The 26,032-nt window shown below is 55.9% G+C and carries 20 protein-coding genes; 7 read left to right on the top strand and 13 right to left on the bottom strand.

Translation table 11 applies throughout. The features are described 5' to 3' along the window. Positions 1–433 precede the first annotated feature (433 nt). Positions 434–1,399 (bottom strand): sugar phosphate isomerase/epimerase family protein, encoded by a 966-nt coding sequence (locus HNQ92_RS05760; RefSeq protein WP_184172118.1) that lies wholly within the window; start codon positions 1,397–1,399, stop codon positions 434–436. A gap of 9 nt (positions 1,400–1,408) precedes the next feature. Next, the gene (locus HNQ92_RS05755) at positions 1,409–2,692 is read right to left on the bottom strand and encodes a Gfo/Idh/MocA family protein (RefSeq protein WP_246439707.1); all 1,284 of its coding nucleotides are present in this window, start codon (positions 2,690–2,692) and stop codon (positions 1,409–1,411) included. A 532-nt stretch (positions 2,693–3,224) separates the two neighbouring features. Between HNQ92_RS05755 and HNQ92_RS05750 the strand changes: the two genes are divergently transcribed. The 3 genes from HNQ92_RS05750 (at position 3,225) to HNQ92_RS05740 (ending at position 7,131) form a co-directional block, all read left to right on the top strand. After that, positions 3,225–3,824, top strand: a complete 600-nt coding sequence (locus HNQ92_RS05750) for an RNA-binding protein (protein WP_184172116.1) — start codon at positions 3,225–3,227, stop codon at positions 3,822–3,824. A 66-nt stretch (positions 3,825–3,890) separates the two neighbouring features. Next, positions 3,891–4,778 carry an aldose 1-epimerase family protein gene (locus tag HNQ92_RS05745; RefSeq protein ID WP_184172114.1) on the top strand — a complete coding sequence of 296 codons (888 nt, stop codon included), beginning with the start codon at positions 3,891–3,893 and terminating at the stop codon, positions 4,776–4,778. Between the two features lie 145 nt (positions 4,779–4,923). Then, positions 4,924–7,131, top strand: a complete 2,208-nt coding sequence (locus HNQ92_RS05740; RefSeq protein ID WP_184172112.1) for a B12-binding domain-containing radical SAM protein — start codon at positions 4,924–4,926, stop codon at positions 7,129–7,131. 109 nt (positions 7,132–7,240) lie between these two features. Here the strand turns inward: HNQ92_RS05740 and HNQ92_RS05735 are convergent, their stop codons facing one another. After that, entirely contained in the window at positions 7,241–7,951 is a 711-nt protein-coding gene (locus HNQ92_RS05735; RefSeq protein WP_221307395.1) for an SRPBCC family protein, read from the bottom strand. 131 nt (positions 7,952–8,082) lie between these two features. Here HNQ92_RS05735 and HNQ92_RS05730 point away from each other — a divergent pair, with 131 nt between their 5' ends. Beyond that, positions 8,083–8,922, top strand: coding sequence for a metallophosphoesterase (locus HNQ92_RS05730; protein ID WP_184172110.1), 840 nt, complete (start codon positions 8,083–8,085; stop codon positions 8,920–8,922). A gap of 46 nt (positions 8,923–8,968) precedes the next feature. On the opposite strand, the gene HNQ92_RS05725 is transcribed toward HNQ92_RS05730, so the two are convergent. The 3 genes from HNQ92_RS05725 to ypfJ form a co-directional block, all read right to left on the bottom strand. After that, on the bottom strand, positions 8,969–9,319 hold the full coding sequence (locus tag HNQ92_RS05725; RefSeq protein WP_184172108.1) for a hypothetical protein: 351 nt from the start codon (positions 9,317–9,319) through the stop codon (positions 8,969–8,971). Further along, entirely contained in the window at positions 9,316–9,447 is a 132-nt protein-coding gene (locus HNQ92_RS28900; protein ID WP_281380717.1) for a hypothetical protein, read from the bottom strand. Before HNQ92_RS28900 ends, HNQ92_RS05725 begins: the two co-directional genes overlap by 4 nt. Positions 9,448–9,646: 199 nt before the next feature. Next, positions 9,647–10,495 (bottom strand): KPN_02809 family neutral zinc metallopeptidase, encoded by an 849-nt coding sequence (gene ypfJ / locus HNQ92_RS05720; protein ID WP_184172106.1) that lies wholly within the window; start codon positions 10,493–10,495, stop codon positions 9,647–9,649. 442 nt (positions 10,496–10,937) lie between these two features. On the opposite strand from ypfJ, the gene HNQ92_RS05715 reads away from it, so the two are divergent. Then, complete coding sequence (locus tag HNQ92_RS05715) at positions 10,938–11,696, top strand: glucose 1-dehydrogenase (protein WP_184172104.1); 759 nt, start codon at positions 10,938–10,940, stop codon at positions 11,694–11,696. 26 nt (positions 11,697–11,722) lie between these two features. On the opposite strand, the gene HNQ92_RS05710 is transcribed toward HNQ92_RS05715, so the two are convergent. The 6 genes from HNQ92_RS05710 to HNQ92_RS05685 all read right to left on the bottom strand — a co-directional run bounded on the left by HNQ92_RS05710 (position 11,723) and on the right by HNQ92_RS05685 (position 22,970). Continuing rightward, on the bottom strand, positions 11,723–13,891 hold the full coding sequence (locus tag HNQ92_RS05710) for a polysaccharide lyase family 8 super-sandwich domain-containing protein (protein WP_184172102.1): 2,169 nt from the start codon (positions 13,889–13,891) through the stop codon (positions 11,723–11,725). A gap of 80 nt (positions 13,892–13,971) precedes the next feature. Then, positions 13,972–14,931, bottom strand: a complete 960-nt coding sequence (locus HNQ92_RS05705; RefSeq protein ID WP_184172100.1) for a nitrilase family protein — start codon at positions 14,929–14,931, stop codon at positions 13,972–13,974. Positions 14,932–15,370: 439 nt separating this feature from the next. Then, the gene (locus tag HNQ92_RS05700) at positions 15,371–18,217 is read right to left on the bottom strand and encodes a tetratricopeptide repeat protein (protein ID WP_184172098.1); all 2,847 of its coding nucleotides are present in this window, start codon (positions 18,215–18,217) and stop codon (positions 15,371–15,373) included. Positions 18,218–18,537: 320 nt separating this feature from the next. Further along, the gene (locus HNQ92_RS05695; protein ID WP_184172096.1) at positions 18,538–19,422 is read right to left on the bottom strand and encodes an EamA family transporter; all 885 of its coding nucleotides are present in this window, start codon (positions 19,420–19,422) and stop codon (positions 18,538–18,540) included. Positions 19,423–19,454: 32 nt separating this feature from the next. After that, the gene (locus HNQ92_RS05690) at positions 19,455–21,422 is read right to left on the bottom strand and encodes an alginate lyase family protein (protein ID WP_184172094.1); all 1,968 of its coding nucleotides are present in this window, start codon (positions 21,420–21,422) and stop codon (positions 19,455–19,457) included. Between the two features lie 279 nt (positions 21,423–21,701). Beyond that, complete coding sequence (locus HNQ92_RS05685; RefSeq protein WP_184172092.1) at positions 21,702–22,970, bottom strand: oligogalacturonate lyase family protein; 1,269 nt, start codon at positions 22,968–22,970, stop codon at positions 21,702–21,704. Between the two features lie 196 nt (positions 22,971–23,166). On the opposite strand from HNQ92_RS05685, the gene HNQ92_RS05680 reads away from it, so the two are divergent. After that, on the top strand, positions 23,167–24,522 hold the full coding sequence (locus HNQ92_RS05680; RefSeq protein ID WP_184172090.1) for an enolase C-terminal domain-like protein: 1,356 nt from the start codon (positions 23,167–23,169) through the stop codon (positions 24,520–24,522). Here HNQ92_RS05680 and HNQ92_RS05675 read toward each other — a convergent pair. Then, entirely contained in the window at positions 24,509–24,772 is a 264-nt protein-coding gene (locus HNQ92_RS05675) for a hypothetical protein (RefSeq protein ID WP_184172088.1), read from the bottom strand. The genes HNQ92_RS05680 and HNQ92_RS05675 overlap by 14 nt on opposite strands. A 59-nt stretch (positions 24,773–24,831) precedes the next feature. Between HNQ92_RS05675 and HNQ92_RS05670 the strand changes: the two genes are divergently transcribed. Then, positions 24,832–25,974 (top strand): CehA/McbA family metallohydrolase domain-containing protein, encoded by a 1,143-nt coding sequence (locus HNQ92_RS05670; RefSeq protein WP_184172086.1) that lies wholly within the window; start codon positions 24,832–24,834, stop codon positions 25,972–25,974. Positions 25,975–26,032 lie beyond the last annotated feature (58 nt).

The raw sequence follows: 26,032 nt of genomic DNA, 5'->3' as shown, positions 1-26,032 counted from the left end.
GATAAACAAGGGTACTTCGGGAGTTCAAAACCAGGTACTTTGTGAAAGGCCTCAGCAGAAACCAAACGACCGCCAACGCCATTAAGTACCTTACTAGTAAATCTTTACCCCCTTTCCTTGCTTCTTCTTTCAGGCTTTTTAAACGATAATCCATTTGGCTAAAACACGAATTATTGACTCTGCCAGGCGAGTGAATCGTTGAATTTCTTGAACGTCTTTCAAATTGCCTTAAGTACCTGCGAATGGCGCTTCCTTGCCCCGTATCGGAGGCCGCTCTGGCAGGGATTAGGAACAAAAAATAGGTAGCCCTGGGTACCTACCTCCCAACGCCACGATCGCCGCACTGTCTACCACCTGGGTAGCCCCATAAAAAAGCGCCGACGGAAATGAATCCATCGGCGCAGGTACTTGTATTAAGTTAGAATAGCCGAAGCTAGGCTTTAAAGATCTGGTCCATTTTCTCACTCACGGTTTGCAGTCGTTTGCGATCGCCGCCCCGGACCTCGGCCGAAGCCCAGCCCGAGTAGCCGATCTTCACCAGGGCCTGGTTCACGGCGGGCCAATTGCAGTCGCCTTCCAGCAGCTCCACCTCGAAGCCCTTCCAAAGCCCTTCGTTCTTCTGCTTCTCGAGGCTAAACTCCTTGATGTCGAGCTTCATGATCCGCTTGCCCAGGATCTCGATCCAGTGCGCCGGCCAGCCGTACCGCAGGATGTTGCCCACGTCAAAGTACCAGCCCACCAGCGGGTGGTTGATCTCGTCGAGGTAGCGCGCCGCCTCCACGGGGCTGATCAGGAAATTGTTCCAGACGTTCTCCAGGGCTATCTTCACGCCCGTTTCCTCGGCCACGGGGATCATCTTCCGGATCTCGGCTTGTGAGCGTTCGTAGGCCTCCTGGTAGGTGATGCCGTCGTTGACCACGCCCGGCACCAGCAGCACCGTGGTGCCGCCGTAGCGCTTGCAGGCCCGCAGGGCTTCCTTCATCGATTCTGTACAGGCCGTACGGGCCTTGGGGTCCGGGTCCGAGATCGGCGACTTCCAGTGCAGCGAGTTCACCACGCCGGGTAGCTCCAGGCCGCTCTTGTCGCGGGCATTCAAAATTTCCTTTTCGCTCAGATCGTTGGGTGAGTCTAGCTCCACGCCGTCGTAGCCCAGGTCTTTGAGCATTTTGAACTTATCCAGCAGCGACAGGTCCTCTTTGATCATGCCGTACTTGAGGCTCTTCTTAATCATCGGCCGGGCGGCGGTATTCACCGCCGCAGCTTCCGTTTGGGTCAGGGTACCAGCCGCCGGACTCACCAAAGGACCGGCTGCCAGCGTGGATACGCCCAGCGTGGACACGCCCAGCGCAGTGGCTCCCAAACCCAGCGTACTATTTTTCAGAAAATCTCTTCGTTGCATACGCTAGGGCTAGATAAAAGGCGTGATGCCCGGACGCGCTACCTCCACCACCGGCGGTTTCATATCCCAGCTGTAGGTATCCGGTCCCAGCTTTTCGGTTGAGTTCAGGGCGTCTTGCCAGGTCACTTTCTTGCCCGTGTAAGCGGCCATGCGGCCCATGATGGCGAGCAAGGTGCTGTTGGCCATGGACTCGCCGTAGTTGAGTGGCTTGCCGTTGCGGATGGACGCAAAGAGCTCGTTGTGCTCGGTTTGGTACATGTCGTTCTGCTCACCGCTGTACTTCCAGGGGTTGCTGCCCGTAATTTCGTGGACGTTGCGCGAGCAGTTGACCATGCTGCGGCCTTTGGTACCCAAGCTCTCCACGGCGTAGCTATTTTCGCAGTTGGCCTGCTGGCGCGAGAAGTGAAAGCCCTTGGCTCCGTTTTCGTATTCGTAGGTGACGGCGAAGTGGTCGTAGATGTGGCCAAAGAGCGCGTCGGTACGTACCTGGCGGCCGCCCGTGCCCACGGCACTGATGGGTAGCTTGTCGCCAAAGGCCCACGACATCATGTCCACGCTGTGCACGGCCTGCTCCACGATGTGGTCGCCCGCCAGCCAGGTGTAGTACATCCAGTTACGGAGCTGAAACTCCATGTCGCTCCAGCCTTCTTCGCGCGGCTTCGACCAGAGCGTACCCGTGTCGTAGGTATTGTAAACGGCCATTACGTCGCCAATGGCGCCTTCCTGAATCTTGGCAAAACTGGCCCGCTTGGGCTCGTGAAAGCGCCAGCAGAAGCCCGACACCAGCGAGAGGTTTTTCTCTTTGGCCAGCTTGGCGGCTTCGAGTACTTTATGAATACCGGGCGTGTCCACGGCCACGGGTTTCTCGCAGAAGACGTGCTTACCGGCTTTGACGGCGGCCGTCAGGTGCTCGGGCCGGAAGTGCGGCGGCGTGGCCAGAATGACCACGTCCACGCCCGAGTCAAGTACCTTTTGGAAGGCGTCGAAGCCCAGGAACTTACGGCCTTCGTCGACGGCTACTTTGTCGCCGTGTACCTTCTTAAGGCTATCGAGCGAAAGCTCCATTTTATCTTTGAAAATATCCCCCACGGCGTAAAGCACTACGTTGGGGTCGGCACTGAGGGCTTGCTTGGCGGCACCCGAGCCGCGGCCTCCGCAGCCGATCAGGCCCACTTTCAGGGTTTCGCTGTTGATGCCCGCGTAGCTGCGGTTTGAAGGTAGGATTACCGGGAAGGCCGAACTCGCCAGCGCGACGCCCGCCATCTTCAAAACTTCTCTGCGTGAAGTCTTCATAGACATATTAAGTAAATTAGTAGGTACTTTGTTCTGTACGCAAATATACTCAGCGTAATTTTAAAAAATTTTATTTAAGGACTACTTATCCGAATTAAATACCGAAAAAAGGAAGCATCGTACCTGTTAAAACGCGAAATAGTTGCAAAAATTGGAATGGACCCCAGCTAACTACCCGTGCCGAAGCGGCCGCCGGGGAGTCCTCAAACTACCCCTTTGGGCCGGGTGGCGGGGCGGATTAAGGGAGGGCTATACGTACCCAACCGCCGCTAGGCTCCTTTCGAGTAGGTACCCTACCCCGGCGGGGTTCGTCGCCAAAGTACCTCTTCACCCGACCCGGCAAAAGAAAGGCTTTTTGCCAAAACGGGTACTCCGAAGTCCTGGTTGAGGTTTTACCGACCCCGGAAATAACAAAAACTTTGATTAGAAATAAAAATTAGCCAAAAATAACAACTTTTATCTTGCGCGTCCCGTCCCGAAAACTATTAATTTTACACCCAAATGGTCACCGATAAACCAAGCCAAAAACACCATGGAAATTTTTGTGGGGAGCCTCCCCTTCAAAATGCAGGAGAAAGAACTACGGGAAATCTTTGAAAAGTACGGAGAGGTACTTTCCGCAAAAATCATCATTGACCACCAGACCCGCCAAAACAAAGGGTTCGGCTTTGTAAAAATGCCCGACGACAACCAGGCCCGGCACGCCATTGCTGAACTAAATGGCGTGGAGGTAGAAGGCCGCCCGCTGGTGGTGAACGAAGCGCAGTTTAGAAAAGGTACCGACCGGCCGGGAGCGGGCCCGGCCAAACCCGCCGAGCGCCCCGAGCGCCGACCCTTCCAGCCGCGCGAACGGGAAACCCCGCCCAAGCGCTTCGTCAGCGAGCCCAAACCACAGCCCCGCCCCAAGGATTACGGTGCCAGCAAGGAGGATATCGACGACGAGCCTGATTTGGGCGGCGGCAGCCTGTTTACGCCGGACTTCAAACCCGACTTTAAGAAAGAGCGCGGTGACAGCCGAAGTTTCAAAGGCGACTTTAAGAAAAAAGGAAGCAAAGGCGGCGACTTTAAGAAAAAAGGAAGCAAAGGGGGCGATTTTGGCAAAAAGAAAGGCAAGAACGACGACTGGTGGTAATAAACCGGCCGTGGGCGACCAGCCGTGGGCGACCCGCCAAGTACCCCTTGAACTAACTTTTACGACATGCCACAACCTACTTTTCAGCTTGAAAATCAGTATCTGCGAATAAGCGTCAAGCAAACCGGGGCCGAACTCAGCGGCATCCGGTCGGTGACGAGCGGCCTTGAGTACCTCTGGGACGGCGATCCGGCCGTGTGGCCTAGCCACGCGCCCGTGCTGTTCCCGATCGTGGGGGAGCTGAAAGAAGGTACCTACTACTACCAGGGCCAAGCCTACCCGCTGGCCCGGCACGGCTTTGTGCGCAACAACGAGCGCGTGGTATTGGAAGAAAGTACCCCCACGAGCCTGACGTTCCTGCTGCAAACCGACGACGAGACGCTGGCCAGGTACCCCTTCCGGTTTGCGTTTCGGGTCAAGTACCTGTTGGAAGGAAATCGAATCCGGGTCAGCCACGAAGTCACGAATCTCGACGAAGTACCCATGCTTTTCTCGGTGGGCGGGCACCCGGCTTTTCGCTGCCCTATCCACCCAACCGAACGCTACGACGACTACTACCTGGAATTTGAAGTACCCGAAACGGCCCCCATCTGGCCCATCAATGACAAGGGACTCTTGACGGGCGAAACCGTGCCGCTGCTGGACCAAAGTACCTCGCTGCCGCTGCGCCACGACTTGTTTGAGAACGACGCCCTGATTTTTAAAAATCTTCAATCTAAAAAAATAACGCTGCGCAGCCACAAGTCGCCGCAGCGGGTGACGGTACATTTTGCGGATTTCCCCTACCTGGGAATCTGGGCAAAGCCGCAGGGCGACTATGTGTGTATAGAGCCGTGGCTGGGCATCGCCGACCGCGCGGATGCCGACCAGCAGCTGGAACACAAGGAAGCCATCCAGCGTCTGGAAGCGGGGCAGACTTTCGAGGCTTCGTTTATCATCGAGATCAGCGAGTAAGGTACCTCGCAACGGGGGTACTTTATGATTAATAATCAACGTGTAAAGCCAGAGGTACCTTTAGGCTGGCTTTACGCTTTAGCCTCCCTCCGGTCCCGGCGGAGAATTCGCTATCTTTGCGCTTGAAAAACGACCACGTGCCGCCATGTCCGGGAATAAAAACATTTTACTGATCACGCCCCCCTTTACCCAGCTCAACACCCCCTACCCCGCCACAGCCTACCTGAAAGGGTACCTGAACACGCTCGGGCGGGCGGCGCAGCAGGCGGATCTGGGCATCGAGGTGATCTTAAAACTTTTTTCGGCAAAAGGGCTGGGTACTTTGTTTGCGCAACTGGAAGCCTCCGACGCCGAGCTCACCGACAACAGCTACCGCATCTACAGCCTGCGCGACGACTACTTAAGTACCATCGGGCCGGTTATTCGTTTTTTACAAAATAAAAACCCCACCCTGGCCCACCGCATCTGCGACCGCAGCTACCTGCCCGAAGCGGGGCGCTTCGCGGCGCTGGAAGAGCTCGACTGGGCCTTTGGCACGATGGGCATTCACGACAAAGCCCGACACCTGGCCACGCTATACCTCGAAGACCTGGGCGACCTGATCCAGGAAGCCGTAGACCCGTACTTTGGCTTTAGCCGCTACGCCGAGCGGCTGGGCCGCACCGCCACGCACTTCGACGAGCTCCACGAAGCCCTGCTGGCTCCCGATACCTACCTGTCGCAGCTGCTGCAGGAAGCCCTGGCCGAAAAGCTAAGTACCTGCGCGCCGAGCGTGGTGTGCCTGACGGTACCTTTCCCCGGCAACCTCTACGGGGCGCTCAAGTGCGGGCAATACCTCAAGCAAAACTACCCCCACGTCAAAGTAGTGATGGGCGGGGGCTTTGCCAATACGGAGCTGCGTTCGCTGCGGGAGCCGCGCTTTTTTGACTACGTAGACTACCTCTGCCTCGACGACGGCGAAGCGCCCCTGAAGTACCTACTGGAGTACCTGGACAGCCAGCGCGAGGAGCCACAGCTCAAACGTACCTACCTCCGCACCGCCGACGGGCACGTCAAGTACCTCAACGGTGCCCGCGAGCGCGACGTACCCCAGCGCGAGGTAGGTACCCCCGACTACGCCGACCTGCCCCTGCACAACTACCTCTCGGTGATCGAGATCGTGAACCCCATGCACCGGCTCTGGAGCGACGGCCGCTGGAACAAGCTCACGCTGGCGCACGGCTGCTACTGGGGCAAGTGCTCGTTTTGTGATATTTCGCTCGACTACATCAAGCGCTACGAGCCCGTGACGGCGGAGCTGCTCTGCGACCGGATCGAGGAAATCATGGCGCAAACCGAGCAGAACGGGTTCCATTTTGTGGACGAAGCCGCGCCCCCGGCGCTCATGCGCGACCTGGCGCTGGAGATCCTGCGCCGGAAGCTCACCGTGGTGTGGTGGACCAACATCCGGTTTGAGAAAAGTTTTACGCCGGACCTCTGCCGCCTGCTCAAGGCCTCGGGCTGCATTGCGGTTTCGGGCGGGCTGGAGGTAGCCTCCGACCGCCTGCTGGAGCGCATGAAGAAGGGCGTCACCGTGGCCCAGGTAGCGCGCGTCGCCGACGCCTTCACGCAGGCGGGGATCATGGTCCACGCCTACCTGATGTACGGCTTCCCCACCCAAACGGCCCAGGAAACCATCGATTCGCTCGAAATGGTACGGCAGCTTTTTGAGCAGGGCGTCGTACAGTCGGGCTTTTGGCACCGCTTCGCCATGACCGCCCACAGCCCCGTAGGTCTGCACCCGGCGGCGTTTAACGTGCAGCGCATCGGGCCCGACTTCGGCGGCTTCGCCGACAACGACCTCTACCACCACGACCCGCAGGGTACCGACCACGACCGCTTCGCCGAAGGCCTGCGGAAGTCGCTCTTCAACTACATGCACGGCGTCTGTTTCGAGTTTCCGCTCGGGCGTTGGTTCGATTTTAAAGTACCTTCTACGTCCGTTCCGCCGCGCTACATCGAAAACAGCCTCCGGCAAGTACCCCCCGAAGCCCCCCGCCCCAACGCCGTCCTGACCTGGCTGGGTAGTTTGCCTACGTTGAATATTTTTGAAGAAAAACGGGGTAAGCAGCGCGTACAAGGAGCCGAGCTGATTTTTTACGATAAAAAAAACGAGTGGGCCGTCGAAGCGTCCATCCCCGTAGCCGAGTGGCTGCTCCACGCCCTGCCCAAGGTACTTGCCACGCAGCCCGTACCATACCAGCTGGAGGATTTTAGAAAAGATTTCGAAAACGCGGGCCTGGGTACTTTCGAGGCGTTTAGCGCTTCAGGTACCTGGCGAGAACTTCGCGCCAGCGGGTTGCTGGTGGTGTAGGGATGTGAAATGCCTCTATCCCTAGCCCTTTCTCCCGCGGAGAAAGGGAGCTTGCCAGGGTACTTTCAACTAAAGTACCCTATGCCCTTCCCCCTATGCCCTCTGCCACTTACGACTCGCCATCGTACCGGAGGGGCTCGCGGGGCGCGGGTACTTCGTTGGTTTCGAGGTAGTTTTTAAAATTCAGGATGTCTTCCAGCACCATGTCGCGGAAGTAAGGATTCAGCAGCCGGGAAATCTCTTTGCCCGGTACGCCCAGGGGTGCTTTGTAGGAAATCACCACCTGCACTTCGGTACCTCCTTCTCCCAGATCACTAAATTCAATTTTGCCGCCATTTTCGATGACCGCCCCCGGCTTGGAATGCCAGCCCAGGAGCCTGCCCGGTTCTTCCTTGACGATCTCGCTACGCCAGCCGATCGTCCCCAGTCCGCCGGGTACTTTGGCCTTCCATTCCGACTCCCTCTCGTTCAGTACGGTTACGGATTCGAGGTGGTTCATGAACAGGGGCAGGTTGTCGAGCTTGCGCCAAAAATCGTAGACCTCCTGGCGGGGGCGCTTCACGAGCAGGCGCGTTTTGATGTTGATGTTCTGGCTGTGCTCCCGGGCGGGGCGCTCTTCGATGGCCGAATGCACGGGGCAGTAGCCGGTAGCTCCCCTGAATATCAGGTACCCTCCCACCAGAGCCTCCACCACACTGGTATCCTCTTTCGTTAGGGCATCGTACAGCAGGCAGGCTCCGCCAAACAGGGATACGATCCGCTCAGTAGAACCTACGTTGGTTCGCTGACGGGGCATCAGGGTACTATAGGCTTTTTTCATGGCAATTCGTAGCTGGTTGAGTAGCTATAACTACGAAGAAATACGGGTTGTTTGGGAAAATGGCTTTATCTTGCTAAGCCTAAGTAAGTCGTTATTGATCCACCCGGGTACTTTACCCGCTCCTAAAACGCATGAATCGAAGACACTTTTTGCAGGGAGCCGCCGCGCTGGGCGGAGCCGGTCTCCTGACGGGCCTCTACACCTGGCAAGTCGAACCCTTCTGGTTGGAATTTGTACAAGTACCCATGCCCATCAAACACTTGCCCGACGCCTTGGTGGGCAAGACGCTCATGCAGATCAGCGACACGCACGTGGGCAACCGCTTCGACCGCCAGTACCTCATCGAGTCGTTTGAGAAGGCCCAGCAGCTCGCTCCTGACTTTGTGGTGTATACCGGCGATTTCGTCAATTACGAATCCGAGGAGCAGTTCGCGCAGCTGCGGGAAGTATACGCCCACGCCGTGCGGGGCAAATTAGGTACCTTGGGGGTACTTGGTAACCACGACTACGGCCTTAACTGGCAGGAGCCGGAGGTAGCTCAGCGCGTGGCGGGGATTTTGGAAGAAAAGGGAATTAGTATATTGAGAAACGAACAGCAAAACCTAGCCGGGCTGAACTTCGTGGGCCTCGACGATTTCTGGGGTACCAACTTCGCACCCCACCAGGTTATGAGCGATCTGCAAAAAGAGCAGGCTAACGTAGTACTTTGCCACAACCCCGACGTAGCCGACGAACCCGTCTGGAACGGCTACCAAAGCTGGATCTTGTCGGGCCATACGCACGGCGGCCAGTGCAAGCCGCCTTTTTTGCGGGCTCCGATGCTGCCCGTACGCAACAAAAGGTACACGGCAGGTACCTTTGCCCTGGACGACGGCCGCACGCTCTACATCAACCGCGCGCTGGGGCATTTGTGGCAGGTGCGGTTCAACGTGCGGCCGGAGATCACGGTGTTTAGGCTGGAGCGGGGGTAGGTTAGCTTTATGGGTGCGATAGGCACTTTACACTTTACGTCCCTTGTCAAAACGTCAGCTTTGCGCTTAAGCCGGTGCCCGTCAGGCCGATTTTAAGATCGAACTGCGTCAATGCTTCTTTTTTCAAATCATCATTATAAATCCGAACGGCCCGTTTGGCCTCGCGCGTGGAAGCCGCCGAAATAGGGATTCCCACCACCAAAAGCCCCGCACCAATGCCCGCCAAAGCCCAATTAGGCTTTCCACCGGCAATGGCCGTCCCCAGGGGCCAACCGATTAAAAAACCTGCCGCCCCGCTAAAGACCGCGCTGACGTTCCCCTTATTCCTAGCCTTCTTCATGAGTTCGTACGCCTCCGGATTGGAGCTGGTTATCTCCAGCAGCTGCTTAGGCGTCAAATTCTTGCCGTTTTGCGGAATACAATACCCAGCGCCTTTTTGATCTCAATGGTGTCGGACGGGGTTTGGCCCAAGGCGCCAAAAAATACGAGCATCAGCAACAGGCTCGTGCTAACAATTCTTTTCATTTTAGTAGGAATGGTTGAACAGTAGATACCCTCCGTAGCGAAGCTTATTTACGATTAGGCTCACGCTTTGATCGGGTACACAAAAGTACAGACTGGCAGTCTCCCCGTCGCGCTACCTACCCTACTTTTTTTTATAAGAAATGCTTTCAAGATGCCGGTTCGGGCAAGGTACTTTGGTGTGATCAGCGGGCCTCTCCTGCTACCGAATATCCTCAAATTTTCCCTGATTCAGATCGCCGGTTTCGTAGCCTTTCTTGAACCAGTACATGCGCTGCTGGGACGTGCCGTGCGTAAAGGCGTCGGGTACTACGTAGCCCTGGGCTTCTTTTTGCAGCTTATCATCGCCAATGGCGTTGGCCGCTTTCAGGGCCGCTTCCAGGTCGCCCGGCTCCAGGATATTTTCCATTTCGTGCGCCCGGTTGGCCCAGACGCCCGCCAGGAAGTCGGCCTGGAGCTCCAGTTTGACGGAAAGTTTGTTGTACTCGGCCTGGCTCAGGCGGCCACGCTGCCGCTGCACCTGCTCCGAAACACCCATCAGGTTTTGCACGTGATGGCCTACCTCGTGGGCCACCACGTAGGCCACCGCAAACTCGCCCGGTGCCTTGAACCGATCCCGTAGGGCATCACAAAACGACAGGTCGATGTACACCTTGTAGTCGGCCGGGCAGTAAAACGGCCCCATGGCCGCCGAAGCACTACCGCAAGCTCCCTGGGTAGCGCCCTCGAAGATCTGCAGCCGCGGAGCCTGGTACTGGGCGTTGTTCTCGGCGTAGATTTGCGTCCAGACGTCCTCGGTACTCCCCAGCACGGCCGACACGAAATCGGCCATTTTATCATCCGGCCGCGGCCCCGGAGGGCGGGTGCCGGTCTGTTCGGTGGGCTGGTCGCCCTGGAGGTTAGACAGGATCTCGCCGGGGTCCTGGCCCGTCAGCAGGCCCACTACCAATAAAATGACGAACCCCAGGCCGCCCACCGCTACTTTGCCTCCGCCGGACATGCCGCGGCGGTCTTCTACATTTCCGCTTCTTCGTAAATTCTGCCAACGCATACTCGATCAGGATTTAGTGGTTAAGTTCGTTCATCAAAACTGGGGAATTAGTTGGCACCAAAAGTACCCCCTTTCGTCGCTCTACAATAGGTATGCCTGGATGCAAAGTACCTTCGAAATTCCACGCGCCAGGGTACTTTGCATCACTCGTTCAAAAGTACGTTTTCCTGGGTACTTCTGGCGCGCCGGTTGGTAAGTTGTTTTTTGACCTCACCGCGCGGCGGACCGCCCCCTAAGTCCCCCTCTCCTTTCAGTAGAGGGGGACTTTGCCGACTGACTACGTACTTTAATAACCGGAGCGGCGAGGTACCTGATTTATATCAGTTGGTGGGGAGGCATTGGTCAGGAAAAGCTGCTCTGCCTGCCTTTATCTTTGTTTTATCAAAACGGGCCCAATCCAATCGGGTTTCTTTTCACTTACCAAACAACCACATTACTCGCTATGAACCAGTTACAAGATAAAATCGCCATCGTTACCGGAGCGGCTTCCGGCATTGGAAAAGCCATCGCCGAGCGTTTTGCCCAAGAAGGGGCCCGGGTGATGCTCTCCGACCTGCACGCCGCGCCGCTCGAAGCCGCTACCCAACGCCTGCTGGAGCAGGGGTACCTGGTGCACGCCCTGACGGCCGATATCGCGCGCGAAGAAGAGGTCAATCGACTCATCGACGAAACCGTGGCGCACTGGGGTGGCCTGGATATGCTGGTCAACAACGCGGGCATCATGGATGATTTCACACCGGCGGCGGATGTCTCCAATACCCTGTGGGATACCGTCCTGGCCGTGAACCTGAGCGGACCGTTCTATGCCTGTCGTAAAGCGATTCCTGTATTTTTACAACAAGAAAAAGGCGTCATCATCAACGTGGCGTCCATCGGAGGGCTGTACGGTGGACGGGCCGGAGCGGCCTACACGGCCTCCAAGCACGGGCTGATCGGGCTCACCAAAAACATTGGCTACCAGTACGCCCCGCGCGGCATTCGCTGCAATGCCATCGCGCCGGGAGGCGTCACGACCAACATCATGGAACACGCCCACATTCATCCCGCCGGGTTCGAACGCATGAATGCGGGCACGGCTAATAATATTCGGGCCGCCGAACCCGCCGAAATTGCTCAGCTGGCGCTGTTTTTAGCCTCCGACGAAGCGAGCTTCCTCAATGGTACCACCGTCACGGCCGACGGCGGCTGGACGGCCTATTGACGCGGGCCAAGTACCCTGAGCAGCGGTCATAAGCCGCTGATGTGTACGCTCTTTCCATTATAAACGTCCTGGGGTAGGTCCACGATAAAAAGGGTACTTTGCTGCTTTTCGTCCACGAGGGTGCGGTAGTTTTCACCCTTGGCCTTGTATACGCCACTCACAGTCAGCATGATCCGGCTGAGTTTTCGCGATGGGTCGGCCAGGGTCAGTTCACTCAGCCGCCCGTCCTTGGTTTTTAGCATGGCCAGACCGGGGCTATCCAACGCTACGGTGACGCCCGGCCCGATCTCGACCGACCCGGCGCGGTGGAAAACGAGCTGGCTGATACCCAGCTGTCCGTGCTTCACAGCCTGGAGCGCCGAGGTATTGGAAAGGATTTCGACCGAGCGGTTGTTCTGGCTACTCTGGCTCAGTGCCTGCTCCGTTACGTCAGGTACCACAATGTAGGCGTAGGACGCCCCGTTCGGCTTCCGACCGTGGTTAAACCACAGGTTAAATACCTCTTCGCTGACCAACTCCTTGCTGATATTTTTTTGGTCCGTAATGTCCGACCAGCGGCCCGTTTCGGCCTGGTTGGACAGCTGGACGGTGGCCGGTTGGGGAAAAATATAGCCAACCTTATCGTGATGTACCCACTTTACGTTCTGGAGGGTGCGGCTTCCTTTCGGCAGTTGCTGGGAAGTACCCTCCTGCATTAGCTGTACCTCGCTCCGCAAAAGTACCTGGTTCACGGTAGTGGCTACCTCCTGGTTGGCTGCTGATTTAATGCCCGTACCCAGACATACGTACTCCTGGTCGAAAAAGAACCACGCTTTCTTGCCTTCCAGGGGGTCATGCGGACTCTTAAAATCGAAGGCCACGGCTCCGTACAGGCCGTCGGTTACGGCCCCCACAAAGTCGGTCAGGCCGTCCTTTTGGATGTTGTCCGGGCCCGGTAGCTGGGGTTTCTGCACGATGGTCGTCCCCGAGATCTTTTGCCAGTCGTACACGGGCCAGATGTTGTGGTACTCATCGCCTTTTAACATCAGGTAGTTGGTGCCGTCGGCGCGGTGGTGCGTAGTTTTTCCCGGTCCGTTGTAAGGTTCTTCCATGTTGCGGTTGCGGGTCGAAAACATGCGCACGGTGGTGTAGTAAGTCGGGCGTTGAAACACGAAATGTTCCGTTTGCCAGAAGAACTTGGCAAAGGAGGCCGAGGGCTTCGCTTGCCCCTTCCGCAGCCGGATGATTTCCTCCAGCTCGGCTTTGCGGTAGTCAGTACTGACCAGCAGCCGCTCGATCTCGAGGGTACTGTGCGGCCGGAAGGTCGCCTTGTGAGAGATGCTTCGGTTCTTGACACTGATGTCCTCGTACACCCCGTACACCATCTGCTTGTACACGCCGTCGAGGTAGTAGTCCACCAAATGATTTATTTTTTCTTTGGAAAAGGCATAGCGGGTACCCGCCACGTAGTACGACCACTCCCCGAACGCGTTGGCGTACTTGCCGTAGCCGTAGGAAGAGGTGTTGTTCACGCGGTCCACGCGGTGGTGAAAGCTGTAGTCGTGCTGCATCCCGCGCTCGCCCGTCGCAAACTTCAGCTCTCCCTCAATGATCCGAATGATTTTATCAAACTCCTGGTAGTTGCCCTGAAAAAGCAGGTTTTTGGCCAGAATGCCCGCAATCACGATGCGGTCGCCGCTGGGCCGCGCGCCCGAGGCGTTCATGTTGGCCCGGCCGACAATGGGCAGCAGCTTCGCCACTAGGTCCTTGGGTAGTTCGTCGCCTATTACCAGCAGCAGATCGCCCAGGTCGGTTGGGGTAGTGATCTGGCTGTCGTGCCAGTTGTCGCCCACAAAATCGTGCTTCGCCCAGAAGCCCAGCCCTTTTTCTATTTGCGCCTTCAGGGACTTGCTCTTGTAAAAGCGGGACGATTTGGTTTGGTAAACCTTCGCCATGTACAGCAGGTCGCGGGTGTGCTCCCGGTGTGGGTAGCTGGCCGTGCGGCTCAGGTCTTCGTAGTTGATGCCCCGGAAGCTACCGTCTTCGTTCATCTTGGCCAGGGCGGCTTCCACCGTACTATCGCTGACCGGACTAGCCATCAGCGCCTCCACGACCCGTTTTTTAATCAATTTTATATCCTCGGTTTGGGCCATACCCAACGAGGCCAATAGCGAAAGAATCAGTGCCAGCGGCAGGCACCGTAAGAGGTACTTCATGGAAGAAAACAGTTAATAGGGTTTAGTCAATTCCCTTCCAAAAGCTTCACGAAGTCCGTTTCTATCGGTCACATAGGTAATTATTCTTTTCCCTGGTCCTCTAGCCACACCACCTTCTGCTCGGGCCGGTGCTCCTGCCCCAGGATGTCGCGGTAGAGGTCCGGCCGCCGGGCTTTCAGGTACCGGTACCCGCCCGCCTGCGTGAGTTTTTCGGGCATAAAGGTGGCCATCACGAAGCTATCCTCCCAGGTACGGCACTCGGCCAACACATCGCCAAAAGGGTCCAGGAGCATGGAGCAGCCGTTCTTGAGCTGGTCGTCGTCCATGCCAATCGGGTTGGAGAACACCACGTACACGCCGTTGTCGTAGGCGCGGGCGGGTAGCCATTTCATGAGCCACGCCCGCCCCTTCAGGCCGTCGAACTCCAACCGGAGCGAGGTAGGGTCGGCCTCGCGGTTGGCCCAGAGCGCGGGGTCCACAAAGCCCGCTCCTGGCCGCGTGGAGGGCGTACACATGGTCACGTGGGGCATAAAGATCACCTGCGCGCCCAGCAGCGTGGTCGCCCGCACGTTTTCGATGACGTTGTTGTCGTAGCAGATCAAAATGCCGCACTTCCAGCCCTTGAGCTCAAAGACACAGTAGCCATCGCCGGGCGTGAGGTGCGGGTTGATAAACGGATGCAGCTTGCGGTACTTGGCCACCAGTCCGTTTTTGTCCACGCACACGTAGGCTTTGAATAAATCATCGTTTTCGTCTTTCTCAAACAGCCCCGCCAGCACCACGATGTCGTACCTACGGGCTATTTCCGTCAGGCGGGCTACGCTCGCTCCGTCCGGAATCCGCTCCGCCAGCTCCAGCATCTGCTCTTTGGAAAGGTACCGGGCAAAGGTATAGCCCGTCACGGAGCATTCGTGAAACGCAATGGCGTCCGCTCCCGCTGCCGCCGCTTGCTGGGCCAGCTTTTCGATCACCGACAAATTATACGCTTTATCGCCGCTGCGGTTCTCAAATTGCGCGGTGGCTATTTTTAGGTTCTGCATGAGAGGGAATTGAATTAAAACGGTCAAAATAAGTACCTATTTAGGAATAAATTAGCAAAATCGGCAACTAGAGGTACTTTCTCTAGACTTCTGTTTCTCGTACAACGGAACGAAACATTACATTCTCCTGGGAAACCTGTCTGTGCGACCACAGGGTGGTCGGTCAGTACGTAAGAGGGCACGACTTTAACTAAACCGTGTGACCGCGCTGCGGTCTTTTTTTCATCTAGCCCCCCGTTGGGCGTAGTTTGAACTACGGCCTGGTGTCACGCGGTCTGTGACCGAAGTACCAGGGAGCAAGTACTTTACCTCGGTCGGAGACCGAAGACGCACAAACGTAGCGGGTGCCGCCCAGCGGGGTGCCGCCGAGTCGGAGACTACGCTTAGCAGGTTACCGGAGCTAGTTGATTTTAGCTGGTGGTTACTACTTGGCATGTAACTAGAGTGAACGCTCATCGTACCAGCGGCAGATTTGCTCCCAGACTCCTTGCTCGTCTGGATCTTTGGGACGATACTGTTTCACTAGCTCTAAGGTGTTTTCGTCTAAGATTCTCTTGAAGGTGTTGTAATCGTCTTTGGCCGACAACGTAATTAAGCATGAAGATGAGAATAACGCTCGGTGCTGAAGGATCGTTTTGATCATAAATCCCACAAAAAAAGTGACCGGCGAAAGACTGGCAGAGCCTATTTCGAGGGTGGTTGATATAATTGTTTTTCCTACGCCAGCTAAGGCTTCCTTTCCTATGTCTGTAGTCCCCTCTAAGGACGCTGAACTGAAAATTGAATAGAGATTTTTAGGTTTATGGCGTTCCTGAATAAAGAAAGCGTAATACGTAAGTGAAAAGGCCGATAAAGGCTCTAAAATGCCTTTATGCATAAAGTAAGCGATAACCTTCTCGTAGACAATTCGGCCACTCATTACTCCACCATCATGCCTGTAACGTTGAGCTACCCGCCATTTATGAATAAAGGTCGCTAATTCGAATTCTAGATCTGTGGAATATCCTTCACTTGATACTGGTGTATCGTACTTAGTGAAAATACGTTCTATTGAATCCTGTAAATCATCATCGATGAAATCAATCTCTTCTTTAAGTTTATTTGCTCGCTCTGTGTTATATATAGACCCTACCTTTTCTACAAATGAATTTAACAGGCCTGATTTAAGATTTTCGAGCTCCACTTTTTCTACTTTAATTCGGATCTCTTCCAGATTAGGCATATGCCATGCCTGATAGAATTCGGGTATTTTTGCGACGGGGCCCTCGCTTACAAGCTCAATGGCTTCAATTATTTCTGTGAAATGAGCATACTTCAATATAGGAGTAAGAAAATCTTTTTTTGATGGATCTAAGTTCTGCACTTCAAAGCCTCTCAAAAAGGCAGGACCATCAGGATCAGATAGCTCCAGACTTATTATATGGGCTATTTTCTGAGCTTGTTCTTCTGTACGGTTCAAAGTGCCAAGTGTCAGTACCCTCATGTAAGCGGCGGGCAAGTATGAAGCTTCATCAGCCAGTTGAAAGGCACGGTCTGCCTGCTCGGCAAATTTTGGGTCATTTTTGGATAGGAATTCATTCCAAAGAATTTGAGCTGCATAATATAACTCCTGAGCTGAGGCATCAGTAGGAGCGCTCAGAAGTTCATACGCATCTGAGATAGCGTTTTCTTTCAGAGTGTTATAAGTGTCATCTGGAATAGCAAAAGCCGTGGCCGCCTGTAACCAATAATAGTTACCCATGAGAGAAATAGAATCCTCACTACTATCAATTTCCTGTCCAAAAATGCGGTAAGCTTCGAAGGGTAGCCCCATAAAGTAATTAATGAGTGCTTCCAGATACTTGTATTGCTTTTGGCTCTCTTTACTTACACTGTAATTTTTCAGATAAGTTTGATATAGCTGTACCGTTCGACTCTGGGCTTGGGCGCGTTGTACTATGCTAGTTAAATCAGACCATGTTTCTGGAACGATTCTCACTAAATGAAGAACTAAATAGGGGCATGGTATCTCTTTGTCAAAAATCGGCACTAATTGGTAAGCGACTCCTGTTGCTAAACTACTATCTAGAAATATGCAACGTGTAAGATGAATTCTAGCATGAGAATACTCTTTTAAATTATAATAGGTTATCCCCAGTCCGTATTCGGGAAGGCCTGAGTCAGGATCCTTCTGGATGGCCTGATTATAATGCTGAATGCCCAGAGAATAATGTTTTAAATCTAAATAGACATTACCCAGCCCGTGCTCGGGATAGGCGAAGTTTGGATTCTTCTGGATGGCCTGCTCGTAGTGATGGATCGCCCGGGGGTAATCCTTTAAGGCACGATAGACATTCCCCAGCCCGTTCTCGGGATAGGCATCGTTTAGGTCCTTCTGGATGGCTTGCTCGTAGTGATGGATCGCCCGAGGGTAATCTTGTAAATCATGATAGACATTCCCCATGCCGTGCTCGGGATGGGCATAGTCAGGATCCTTCTGGATGGCCTGCTCGTAGTGATGAATTGCCCGAGGGTAATCTTGTAATGCACGATAGACATTCCCCAGCCCGTGCTCGGGAGCAGCTAAGTCAGGATCCTTCTGGATGGCTTGCTCGTAGTGATGGATCGCCCGAGGGTAATCTTGTAAATCATGATAGACATTCCCCATGCCGTGCTCGGGAGCAGCGAAGTCAGGATCATTCTGGATGGCCTGCTCATAATGTAGGATGGCCAGAGTGAAATCTTTTAAATCATGATAGACAGTTCCCAGCCTTTCTTCTGGATGAGCGAAATTAGGCTCCTTCTGGATAGCCTGATTATAATGCTGAATAGCCCGAGAATAATGTTTTAAATCTAAATAGACATTACCCAGCCCAAACTCGGGATAGGCATCGTTTGGATCCATCTGGATAGCCTGCTCGTAGTGATGGATGGCCCGATCGTACTCTTTTAATGCAAGATAGGTATTCCCCAGCCCATGCTCGGGATTGGCATCATTTGGATCCTTCTTAATGGCTTGCTCGTGGTGGTGGATGGCCCGATCGTACTCTTTTAAATCATGATAGACACTCCCCAACCCATACTCAGGAGAGGCAAAGGCAGGATCAAGATAAATGCTATGATTGTGAAAATAGATAGCCTGTCCGTAATCTTTTATGAATGAATAAAGAGTACCTTTTCTGAAAAATAGAATTGCCGATTTTGGGTAAAATGATAATCCATGATCCACTAAAATGAAGGCTTCTTCTACTCTATTCGTGTCTCGGAGGTGTTTGGCTTCTTCAGAATATTCTAATTCTGTTTTCATAGAGGTAAGGAAGTGGCGGGCGTGGGAGCTACGACTTGAGATTATATGATCCTAAATCTAAGTCTTTGCAGATTAAAAGTAAAGGAAGCGGCCTGCTTCGTTGAGCGTAGTTTTCAACTGAGCAGCACTCCGCTACACGCCCTGGTGTCACGCGGTCTGTGACCGCAGCACCAGATGGGCGAGTACTTTTCTCGGTCGGAGACCGATGACGCACAAACGTAGCGGGGTGCGACCGCTCTACGGTCGGGTACACTAGGGATCCTTTTAACTATAAACATGTGACCACACCGCGGTCTTTTTTCATCTAGGCCTTCCCTTCCCTACTCCTTAAAAAGAATCACAATCACCGAACCTACTAGCATGATGACCGAGCCGAGGAGCTTTTTTTGGATGTGGGTTTCCTGGAAAAGCCGGTAGCCAAACCAGACGCTCACAAGGGTAGATAGCTGAAACAGGGACAACGCATAGCCCACGGGTAGGTGGTCGAAGACGTAGTTGGTGGTGAACTGCATCAGGCCTACGCAAACAATCAGCATTAGGTAGGGCGGGCTATCACGAAAGGAAAGTTTTTGCATTTCCTGCCGGAGGTTAACACGGAATACGAGCAAGATCAGCCCGGAAAAAAGCGCCCCAAACCAGCACCAACCCATAAAAGCCACCGCCACCGACGAAGCCAGTACTACCTTCTTGACAAACACGGCCTCGATGGCGGTCAAGAGCATGGCCAGGAGTCGGAACCGGATCTCACTCCTTCGCAAAAGTACCCAGGAAAAGCCCTCGCCGGTGGTTTCGAGCACAAAATAGCTGCCGTAGATGATCAGGGCGACGCCCGCCAGCCCCCAGAGGCCAGGTACTTCGCCCAGGAAAAGTACCCCGCCCAGCATCCCGATCACGGCCTTGTAGGCATTGATGGGACCCAGTACGGATAGGTCGCCTTTCTGGAGGGCTTTGACCAAAAAACCGTTACCCAGCGCCCCCACGGCCCCTCCCAGCAGCGAGTAGAGCCAGAAGTCCGGCGACAAGGTACCCCACGCTAGCCCGTAGGCCGGTACCACACAAACCAGCCCCAGCAGCAGGTAAGTCAGGAAGTTGACCAGCAGGGGATGGTGGCCCCGGGTCGTCAGGGTTTTCTGGAATACGTTGCCCAGCGGATTGGCCAGAATCCGCACGACGAGCGCAGCCGTGATGAAAATTCCTTCCAGCAATTTTGGGAGTAATGATTAAAAGGTACTTTGATTTAGTCGGCCAGCGCGTAGCCCACGCGCTTCGTTTCGCCGTTGACGACTACCTCCAGCTCCACGCGCGCCGCGCCGACGGCGGAAGTACCCAGCAGCCGGGCGCTTACCTTCGGCACCGGACCGGCGGCGTAAGGTACCACCACCGTCACAAACCGCAGGTCGGGCGAAGGGGTACTTTTGCGGAGGCGGTACCGGAAGGCGGGGCGGGGTTCTTTCTGGGTATACACAAACGACACCTGCCCCTCCTCGGGCGTCAGCTCCAGGCCGGGCTGCGGGGTAGTTCGCACCAGCACGTTCCAGCCCTCGGCGAAGTCGGAGCGCACGGCCAAGGTACTTTGGTCAAACACGGCTTCGCCCGGAGCCAACTGAAAGTGCAGGTCTACGTCGCCGGTACTTTCGCCCAGGGCCTCGTCCACGATCACGAAGTACTTTTTATCCACAAACAGCACCGCCCGCCGGTGGGTGAGGCCGGGGTAGCTGGCGTTCTCGACCACGAGTACGTCCAGGGCGGGTTGGGGCTGCCAGCGCAGCAGCTTGGGCGCGTAGGCAGCGTTGGCGCCGTCGAGGGTGAGGGTTTGGTGTACTTTGGTTTGTCGGAACCAGGCGCGGTTTTCGGGATCGCCGCTGTAGATGTAGCTCCCGGCGTCGGGCATGAGGGAGCGCCCGCCCGCGTAGAGCTCAAAGGTACCGTTGTCGGGCTGGCAGTGGCCGCCGCCGTCGGGCCCGCACTTAAGCACCAGACAAATGGCGTCTTTGTCCCAACTACTCCGCAAGGAGTACAGGCCGCTGGTTTCGAGGGCAAAGGCCGTGGCGGCGGGCGGGGTACCTTCGCGGCCTTCGGAGGCGACGTACAGGAAGTCGGGCCGCTGAAAGTACCCCGCCCACTCCCGAAGCTGGCCGTAGTACTGCCCCGGCTTGCCCGTCCAGGAGTCGCCAAACTGCGGCGTAGTGCCATCCGGGAAGGCGAGCTTCAGGGGTACTTCGCACATTTTTTCAATCACACGCGTGTAACTGTCCGAAAACAGCGACTGCTGGCCGTTGAGCCCGGCCAGCTCGTAAGTCCGCATAAACCAGCCGATGCAGCCCATGTGGTAGCCAAAGGCCAGCTCGCGCTGGTGGCCGTCGGGGTACACCTGGTTGTGGATCTCCAGGTTCAGCCGCCGGACCGCCTCGTCGCGCCAGGCGGGGGCATCTTTGAATTCCGGGAACGTCAGGGCGATGAACGCCATGCCTTCGGCTTCCATCAGGGCCCAGTTGCTGCCTTTGGAGTAGGTGGTCATGAGGTAGCTGGCGTGGTCGTAGGCGCTATTCAGAAACGCCACCAGTACCTCGGGCGTAAACGAAGGCGCGTCCAGAAACCGCTGGTAGAGGCCCATCCAGCGGTAGCCCCGAATCCCCGCCTCAATGGACCGCCAGGCGTACTTGTGGGCCTCGTCGCGCGGGTTTTTGCGGCTCCAGTCCAGCAGTTGGGCGCTCCATTCGCGGGCGTATTTTTCGTCGCCGGTATGTCCGTAGGCCAGCGCCAGGGCGTCCCAGAAACTCATGCGGTTGAGCTGCCAGACCCACTCCTTGTCGGGCACGGGCGAAGTACCCCAGTCGATGTCGTCGCCGCAGAAGTAGGGCGGGTAGGCGGGCTGCCCCACCAGCACCTGCCGCAGGGCGTCATTGGCTACCTGAAGGTCTTTCTCGGAAGCCGCCTTCCCCCGCCAAGTACCCCGCGCGGCCCGGTCGACGGGATGCTTCACGGCCGTGCGCGCCCGCAGGTACCCCAGCAGCTCCGTGGCGGCGCGCTCCGGGTTAGGGGCGGTCCGGACTTTTTCCAGGCCCGGCGCGCTCAGGTCCAGGCGGGAGAGGAGTTTTTCTATCTCTTTGGATTCAACGAAAGTGGGTGCCGCCAATGCGGGTTGAAGTACCCATAGGAACATTCCCGTAACGAGCAAAAAACCATATCTACTAATTGCCTTCATCACTGATTTAAGATTCGGATAATCTGTTTTCTAACGCTTTGTAAAGTTCTATGTCATCCCTACGGGATTCGGGCGTGTTGCTGTCTTATACTCTGCTATAATCCTGGCACCCCTTTGGGGTTAATTTTCAGATAGACCCTAGTATATACTAAGAAAGTGATGCCTCACAAAAAAACAAGAAAGGATGATATAGCATGAAATTTTTTTGACAATCAGTTATTTACGAAACAATAAATACCGCTTCTAAAGAAGCTACGCACCACCGCGCGGCATAGAAAGCTACTTTTTTGGTTTTTCCCGGGCTACGGCGTACACCTCGGTATGGCCTTCAAAATTGGCCCGGAAGATCACCCATTGGCCGTCCGGACTGAAGTGTACGTTTGGCTCAAGCCGGTAGTTATGGTGCTGCATGTTCACGAGCTTCCGGGACTTCAACCGGTCGCCGTCGGGGGTAAAGAGGTAGATCCATTGCCCGTCTTCCGCCCGCGCTACCTGGCGTGGATCGCCGCCGTCGCCGCAAAAGAGCTTTTGGTCTTGGGATAAATTAAAATGAATACTCCACTCATTTCGCGTCAGCGCATATTTTTTTCGCTCTCCCGTTTGGGTATCAAAGCCCGCTACAAAAAAAGTAGCACCCCGGGGCTGCTGCAAATCATACCAGATGGTTCGGCCGTCGGGACCAAACCACTCGTGTCCGGCAATTTCCATGTCCATGGTGCGGCGGTGTACGAGCGTGGTATCACGGGTATTCACATCGATGGTCCAGATGCGGTTGACTTTGTGCCAGGGACCTTCGTGGCAAAACATCAACAGGGACGGCACGGTGGGCGAAAACTGAACGTGGTTGAGCCAGGCGCTGTCCGAAAATACCTTTTGCAGCTCGCCGGTTTTGACGTCAACGGTAAACAGAGTCCGCGGGTCGCGGGCCTCATAAATCTGGTCGAAGGTGCTGGGTCTGCCCGGGTTACTCCTGTTCTGTCCCCTATCCCGTGGCTGGGTCCAGGCCCCGGCGAGCAGGGTTTCGTTGCTGTTGAGCGTCGTGATGCTTCCTTTGAAACCCTCCGGAAACACATACACTAACCTAGTCTCCTGGGTGTCGATGTGGGTTGAAAAAACGCTGTCCCGCACCTGGTAGTACACCAGCCTGCTTTGCGGCGCGACGATCTCGCCGTTCATCGGGCTTTTTTGAAAGGTAAGCTGCCGGACCTCCAGCGTCTTCAGATCCACGCTGTACAACTGCTTGTTGAGGGCCGGTATATTGCCGGTTTCCTGTTTCACGGAGTCGTTCCGGGCGGTATTCAGGTAGTCGGTGCCGTAGAAAACCATCGTATTGCCGGCAAAAGGCCGGTTATGGAAATAAAAGCTCATGTTGTTGCCCGGCCTTTTGGTGAGCCGGATCACTTTGTGCCCCGTGGTTTTATCGATCCACTCATCGGGCATGGGTTGTCCGCCGGTTTCCAGCACCGGCTGAGCCCAGAGTGTCGGCCCGGCAAGCAGCAGGAGTACCGTACTCAGTTTGATCAGGTTGATGCGGTGGTCGTTTTTCATATCGTCAATGATTTTTCCGAAAGTACCTTGTATCCTTTCTAGTAAGTCAGGGGTGGGCCATTTCTCCCGTTGAATCCTTTGAATTACCCGAAATTCTTATGACTGACTTCTTTTTAGGTACCTGCTCAGGCCGGGAGTGGTAGAATCAGCCTACGGCTGGCTTTTTTGGAAAGTACCTCTTAAACCCTACCGACCCATGACCACGCGCTCCCGCTCCACCGAAAACACCAGCCGCCGCACCGCCCTCAAACAGCTCGGCCTGGGCTCCGCGCTGGGCCTGCTGACGGGCCTGCCCACCGCCCAGGCTACCCCCGAAACGCCCGCTTACGCCCGCGGCCTGGCACCCGTCCGGATCAAGCGCGTGCGCGCCATTGCCACCGCCCCGCAGGGCTCCAACCTCGTGGTGGTGAAGGTAGAAACCTCCGAACCCGGCCTGTACGGGCTCGGCTGCGCTACCTTTACGCAGCGGGCCGTCGCCGTGGTGACGGCCATCGACAGTTACCTGAACGAGCTCTGCCAGGGCAAGGACGTGGACAACATCGAGGACATCTGGCAGTCGGTGTATGTGAGCTCCTACTGGCGCAACGGCCCCGTGCTCAACAACGCCCTCAGCGGCCTCGACGAGGCCCTCTGGGACATCAAGGGCAAGCGGGCCAACCTGCCCGTGTACCAGCTTCTGGGCGGCAAAGCCCGCTTCGCGATTCCGTGCTACACCCACGCCAATGGTACCACGCCCGAAGCCGTGGCCGAAAGCGCCCAGCGGATCATGGACCAGGGCTATAAGTACGTACGTATACAGCAGGGCGGTTACGGAGCCGTGGGCACCAACACCGCCGCGCCGGACTTCAAGGCGGCGAACTTTGGGGGCGAAACCGACAACTACATGAACGAACGCGTGTACCTGCGGTCGGTCCCGAAAATGTTCGACGTGGTGCGCAAGCGCTGCGGCGACGACGTGGAGCTTCTGCACGACATCCACGAGCGCGTACAGCCCATGGACGCCATCAACCTCATCCGGCAGCTGGAGCCCTACCAACCTTTTTTTATCGAAGACCCCTTTTCGCCCGAAAACATGAGCTGGTTCCGTCAGCTGCGCCAAAGTACCTCCGTACCCATTGCGATGGGCGAATTGTTCAACAACATCAACGAGTTCAAGGAACCGATGGTCCAGCACCTGTTTGACTACATCCGCTGCCACGTGTCGCAGATCGGGGGCATTACGCCCGCCATGAAGGTGGCCCGCCTGGGCGAGTGGTTCAACGTTCGTACGGCCTGGCATGGCCCGGGCGACGTCTCACCCGTGGGCCATGCCGCCCACGCCCACATCGACCTCGCCGTCTGGAACTTCGGCATTCAGGAAGCGGTGAATTTCTCGGAGCGCACGCAGGAGGTATTTTCCGGCTGTCCTACCATGAAAAACGGCTACATGTCGGTAAACGAAGTACCCGGCCTGGGCGTCGACATCAACGAAAAAGAGGCCGCCAAGTACCCTATTGGCACCAAGTCCAACTGGCAGGTACGCCGCGCCGACGGGACCATCATCCGGCCTTGACCCACTTTCCAAAAAGAAAGGCAGGTACCTCTCCCTTTTGCCTCGGGGTACCTGCCTTGTATTTTCGTCCAAAAAACAGAAATACAATGATGAAGGTACCCGTGCCCGCAGCCTTGCCAAAGTACCTGTGGCTCCGGAGCCCGGAACCGGACGCGCCTGAGAGGTACTTGGCAGACCGGAAGGCGCGTGGTACTACCCCTGGATAAAGGAAAGTACCTTGGGGCCTTGCATCATAATCCGTACTTTTCACCTTTAGAACAACCCGTTATGATCATGCGTACAGCAGGGATTTTATACCTAAGCTTGCTGATGACCCAAGCCTGGGGCCAACAAGCCACCACCTGGTACAAGGGCAATACCCATACCCACTCCTACTGGAGCGACGGCGATGATTTTCCGGAAATGATCATGGACTGGTACAAGTCGCGGGGCTACGATTTCATTGCCCTCTCGGACCACAACATCCTGGCGAATAAAGAATTTTGGAAGAAGATACCCGCGCACCCGTTTCGGCAGCGGGGCTTTCGGGAGTACCTGACAAAGTACGGCGAAAGCTGGGTCAACTACCGGACCGACTCCACCGGGGAGATCAGCGTGCGGCTCAAAACCCTGGAAGAGTACCGTCCGCTTTTTGAAGAAAAAGGTAAGTTCCTGATCATTCAGGCCGAGGAAATCACCGACCAGTTTGAGGGCAAGCCCATCCACCTGAACGCCGTCAACGTGCAGGAGCTGATTCCGCCGCAGGGGGGCCGCAGCGTAACCGACGTGATGCAAAACAACCTGGACGCCGTGTATCGCCAGCGCGACCAAACCGGACAGCCCATGCTTCCGCACCTCAACCACCCCAACTTCGGCTGGGCCGTCAAGGTTGAAGACATGTACCCGCTGCGCGGTGAGCGTTTTTTTGAAGTATACAACGGCCACCCGCACGTTCATAACTACGGCGACTCCACCACCCTGGGCATGGAAGAGCTCTGGGACCGGCTGCTGATCAAGTACCTCGAAGACGGCAAACCGCTGCTCTACGGCCTGGCCACCGACGACTCCCACAACTACCTCGAATACAAAGTAGGCCTCAGCAACCCCGGCCGGGGCTGGATCATGGTGCGGGCCGCCGCCCTCACGCCCGAGGCCCTCATCGAAGCCATGGAGCGGGGTGACTTCTACGCTACCACGGGCGTGCTGCTCAAGGATGTGCGGTTTCGTAGAAAAAAACTCGATGTGCGCGTAGCCCCTATCCCCGGCGTGGACTATACCATTCAGTTTTGGGGGGCGGGCCCCGCCCGGACGCGGGTACTTCTGAAGGAAGTGAAAGGTACCTGGGCCAGCTACCGGCTTCGCCCGCAAGATTTGTACGTACGGGCCAAAATTATTTCGACCAAATTACAGGAAAATCCTTTCGAGCAAGGCGACCTGGAAACGGCCTGGACGCAGCCCGTAGTGGCTCCCTGATCGCTCGTCAACCCCAGGCCCGGGTCGCTCAACGTTCGGCGGGTACGGGTACAGGTAC

Source organism: Rhabdobacter roseus (assembly GCF_014202275.1).
Classification (GTDB): Bacteria; Bacteroidota; Bacteroidia; order Cytophagales; family Spirosomataceae; genus Rhabdobacter; species Rhabdobacter roseus.
The sequence above is the reverse complement of the archived record's forward strand: the minus strand, read 5'-3'. Positions and strand labels throughout refer to the sequence as shown.

Coding starts and splice junctions, on each gene's coding strand:
- HNQ92_RS05750 (WP_184172116.1), top strand. CDS start 3,225: ATGGAAATTTTTGTGGGGAGCCTCCCCTTCAAAATGCAGGAGAAAGAA.
- HNQ92_RS05760 (WP_184172118.1), bottom strand. CDS start 1,399: ATGCAACGAAGAGATTTTCTGAAAAATAGTACGCTGGGTTTGGGAGCC.
- HNQ92_RS05670 (WP_184172086.1), top strand. CDS start 24,832: ATGACCCAAGCCTGGGGCCAACAAGCCACCACCTGGTACAAGGGCAAT.
- HNQ92_RS05685 (WP_184172092.1), bottom strand. CDS start 22,970: ATGAAAAACGACCACCGCATCAACCTGATCAAACTGAGTACGGTACTC.
- HNQ92_RS05680 (WP_184172090.1), top strand. CDS start 23,167: ATGACCACGCGCTCCCGCTCCACCGAAAACACCAGCCGCCGCACCGCC.
- HNQ92_RS05690 (WP_184172094.1), bottom strand. CDS start 21,422: ATGAAGGCAATTAGTAGATATGGTTTTTTGCTCGTTACGGGAATGTTC.
- HNQ92_RS05745 (WP_184172114.1), top strand. CDS start 3,891: ATGCCACAACCTACTTTTCAGCTTGAAAATCAGTATCTGCGAATAAGC.
- HNQ92_RS05730 (WP_184172110.1), top strand. CDS start 8,083: ATGAATCGAAGACACTTTTTGCAGGGAGCCGCCGCGCTGGGCGGAGCC.
- ypfJ (WP_184172106.1), bottom strand. CDS start 10,495: ATGCGTTGGCAGAATTTACGAAGAAGCGGAAATGTAGAAGACCGCCGC.
- HNQ92_RS05710 (WP_184172102.1), bottom strand. CDS start 13,891: ATGAAGTACCTCTTACGGTGCCTGCCGCTGGCACTGATTCTTTCGCTA.
- HNQ92_RS05740 (WP_184172112.1), top strand. CDS start 4,924: ATGTCCGGGAATAAAAACATTTTACTGATCACGCCCCCCTTTACCCAG.
- HNQ92_RS05755 (WP_246439707.1), bottom strand. CDS start 2,692: ATGAAGACTTCACGCAGAGAAGTTTTGAAGATGGCGGGCGTCGCGCTG.
- HNQ92_RS05705 (WP_184172100.1), bottom strand. CDS start 14,931: ATGCAGAACCTAAAAATAGCCACCGCGCAATTTGAGAACCGCAGCGGC.
- HNQ92_RS28900 (WP_281380717.1), bottom strand. CDS start 9,447: ATGAAAAGAATTGTTAGCACGAGCCTGTTGCTGATGCTCGTATTTTTT.
- HNQ92_RS05715 (WP_184172104.1), top strand. CDS start 10,938: ATGAACCAGTTACAAGATAAAATCGCCATCGTTACCGGAGCGGCTTCC.
- HNQ92_RS05700 (WP_184172098.1), bottom strand. CDS start 18,217: ATGAAAACAGAATTAGAATATTCTGAAGAAGCCAAACACCTCCGAGAC.
- HNQ92_RS05735 (WP_221307395.1), bottom strand. CDS start 7,951: ATGAAAAAAGCCTATAGTACCCTGATGCCCCGTCAGCGAACCAACGTA.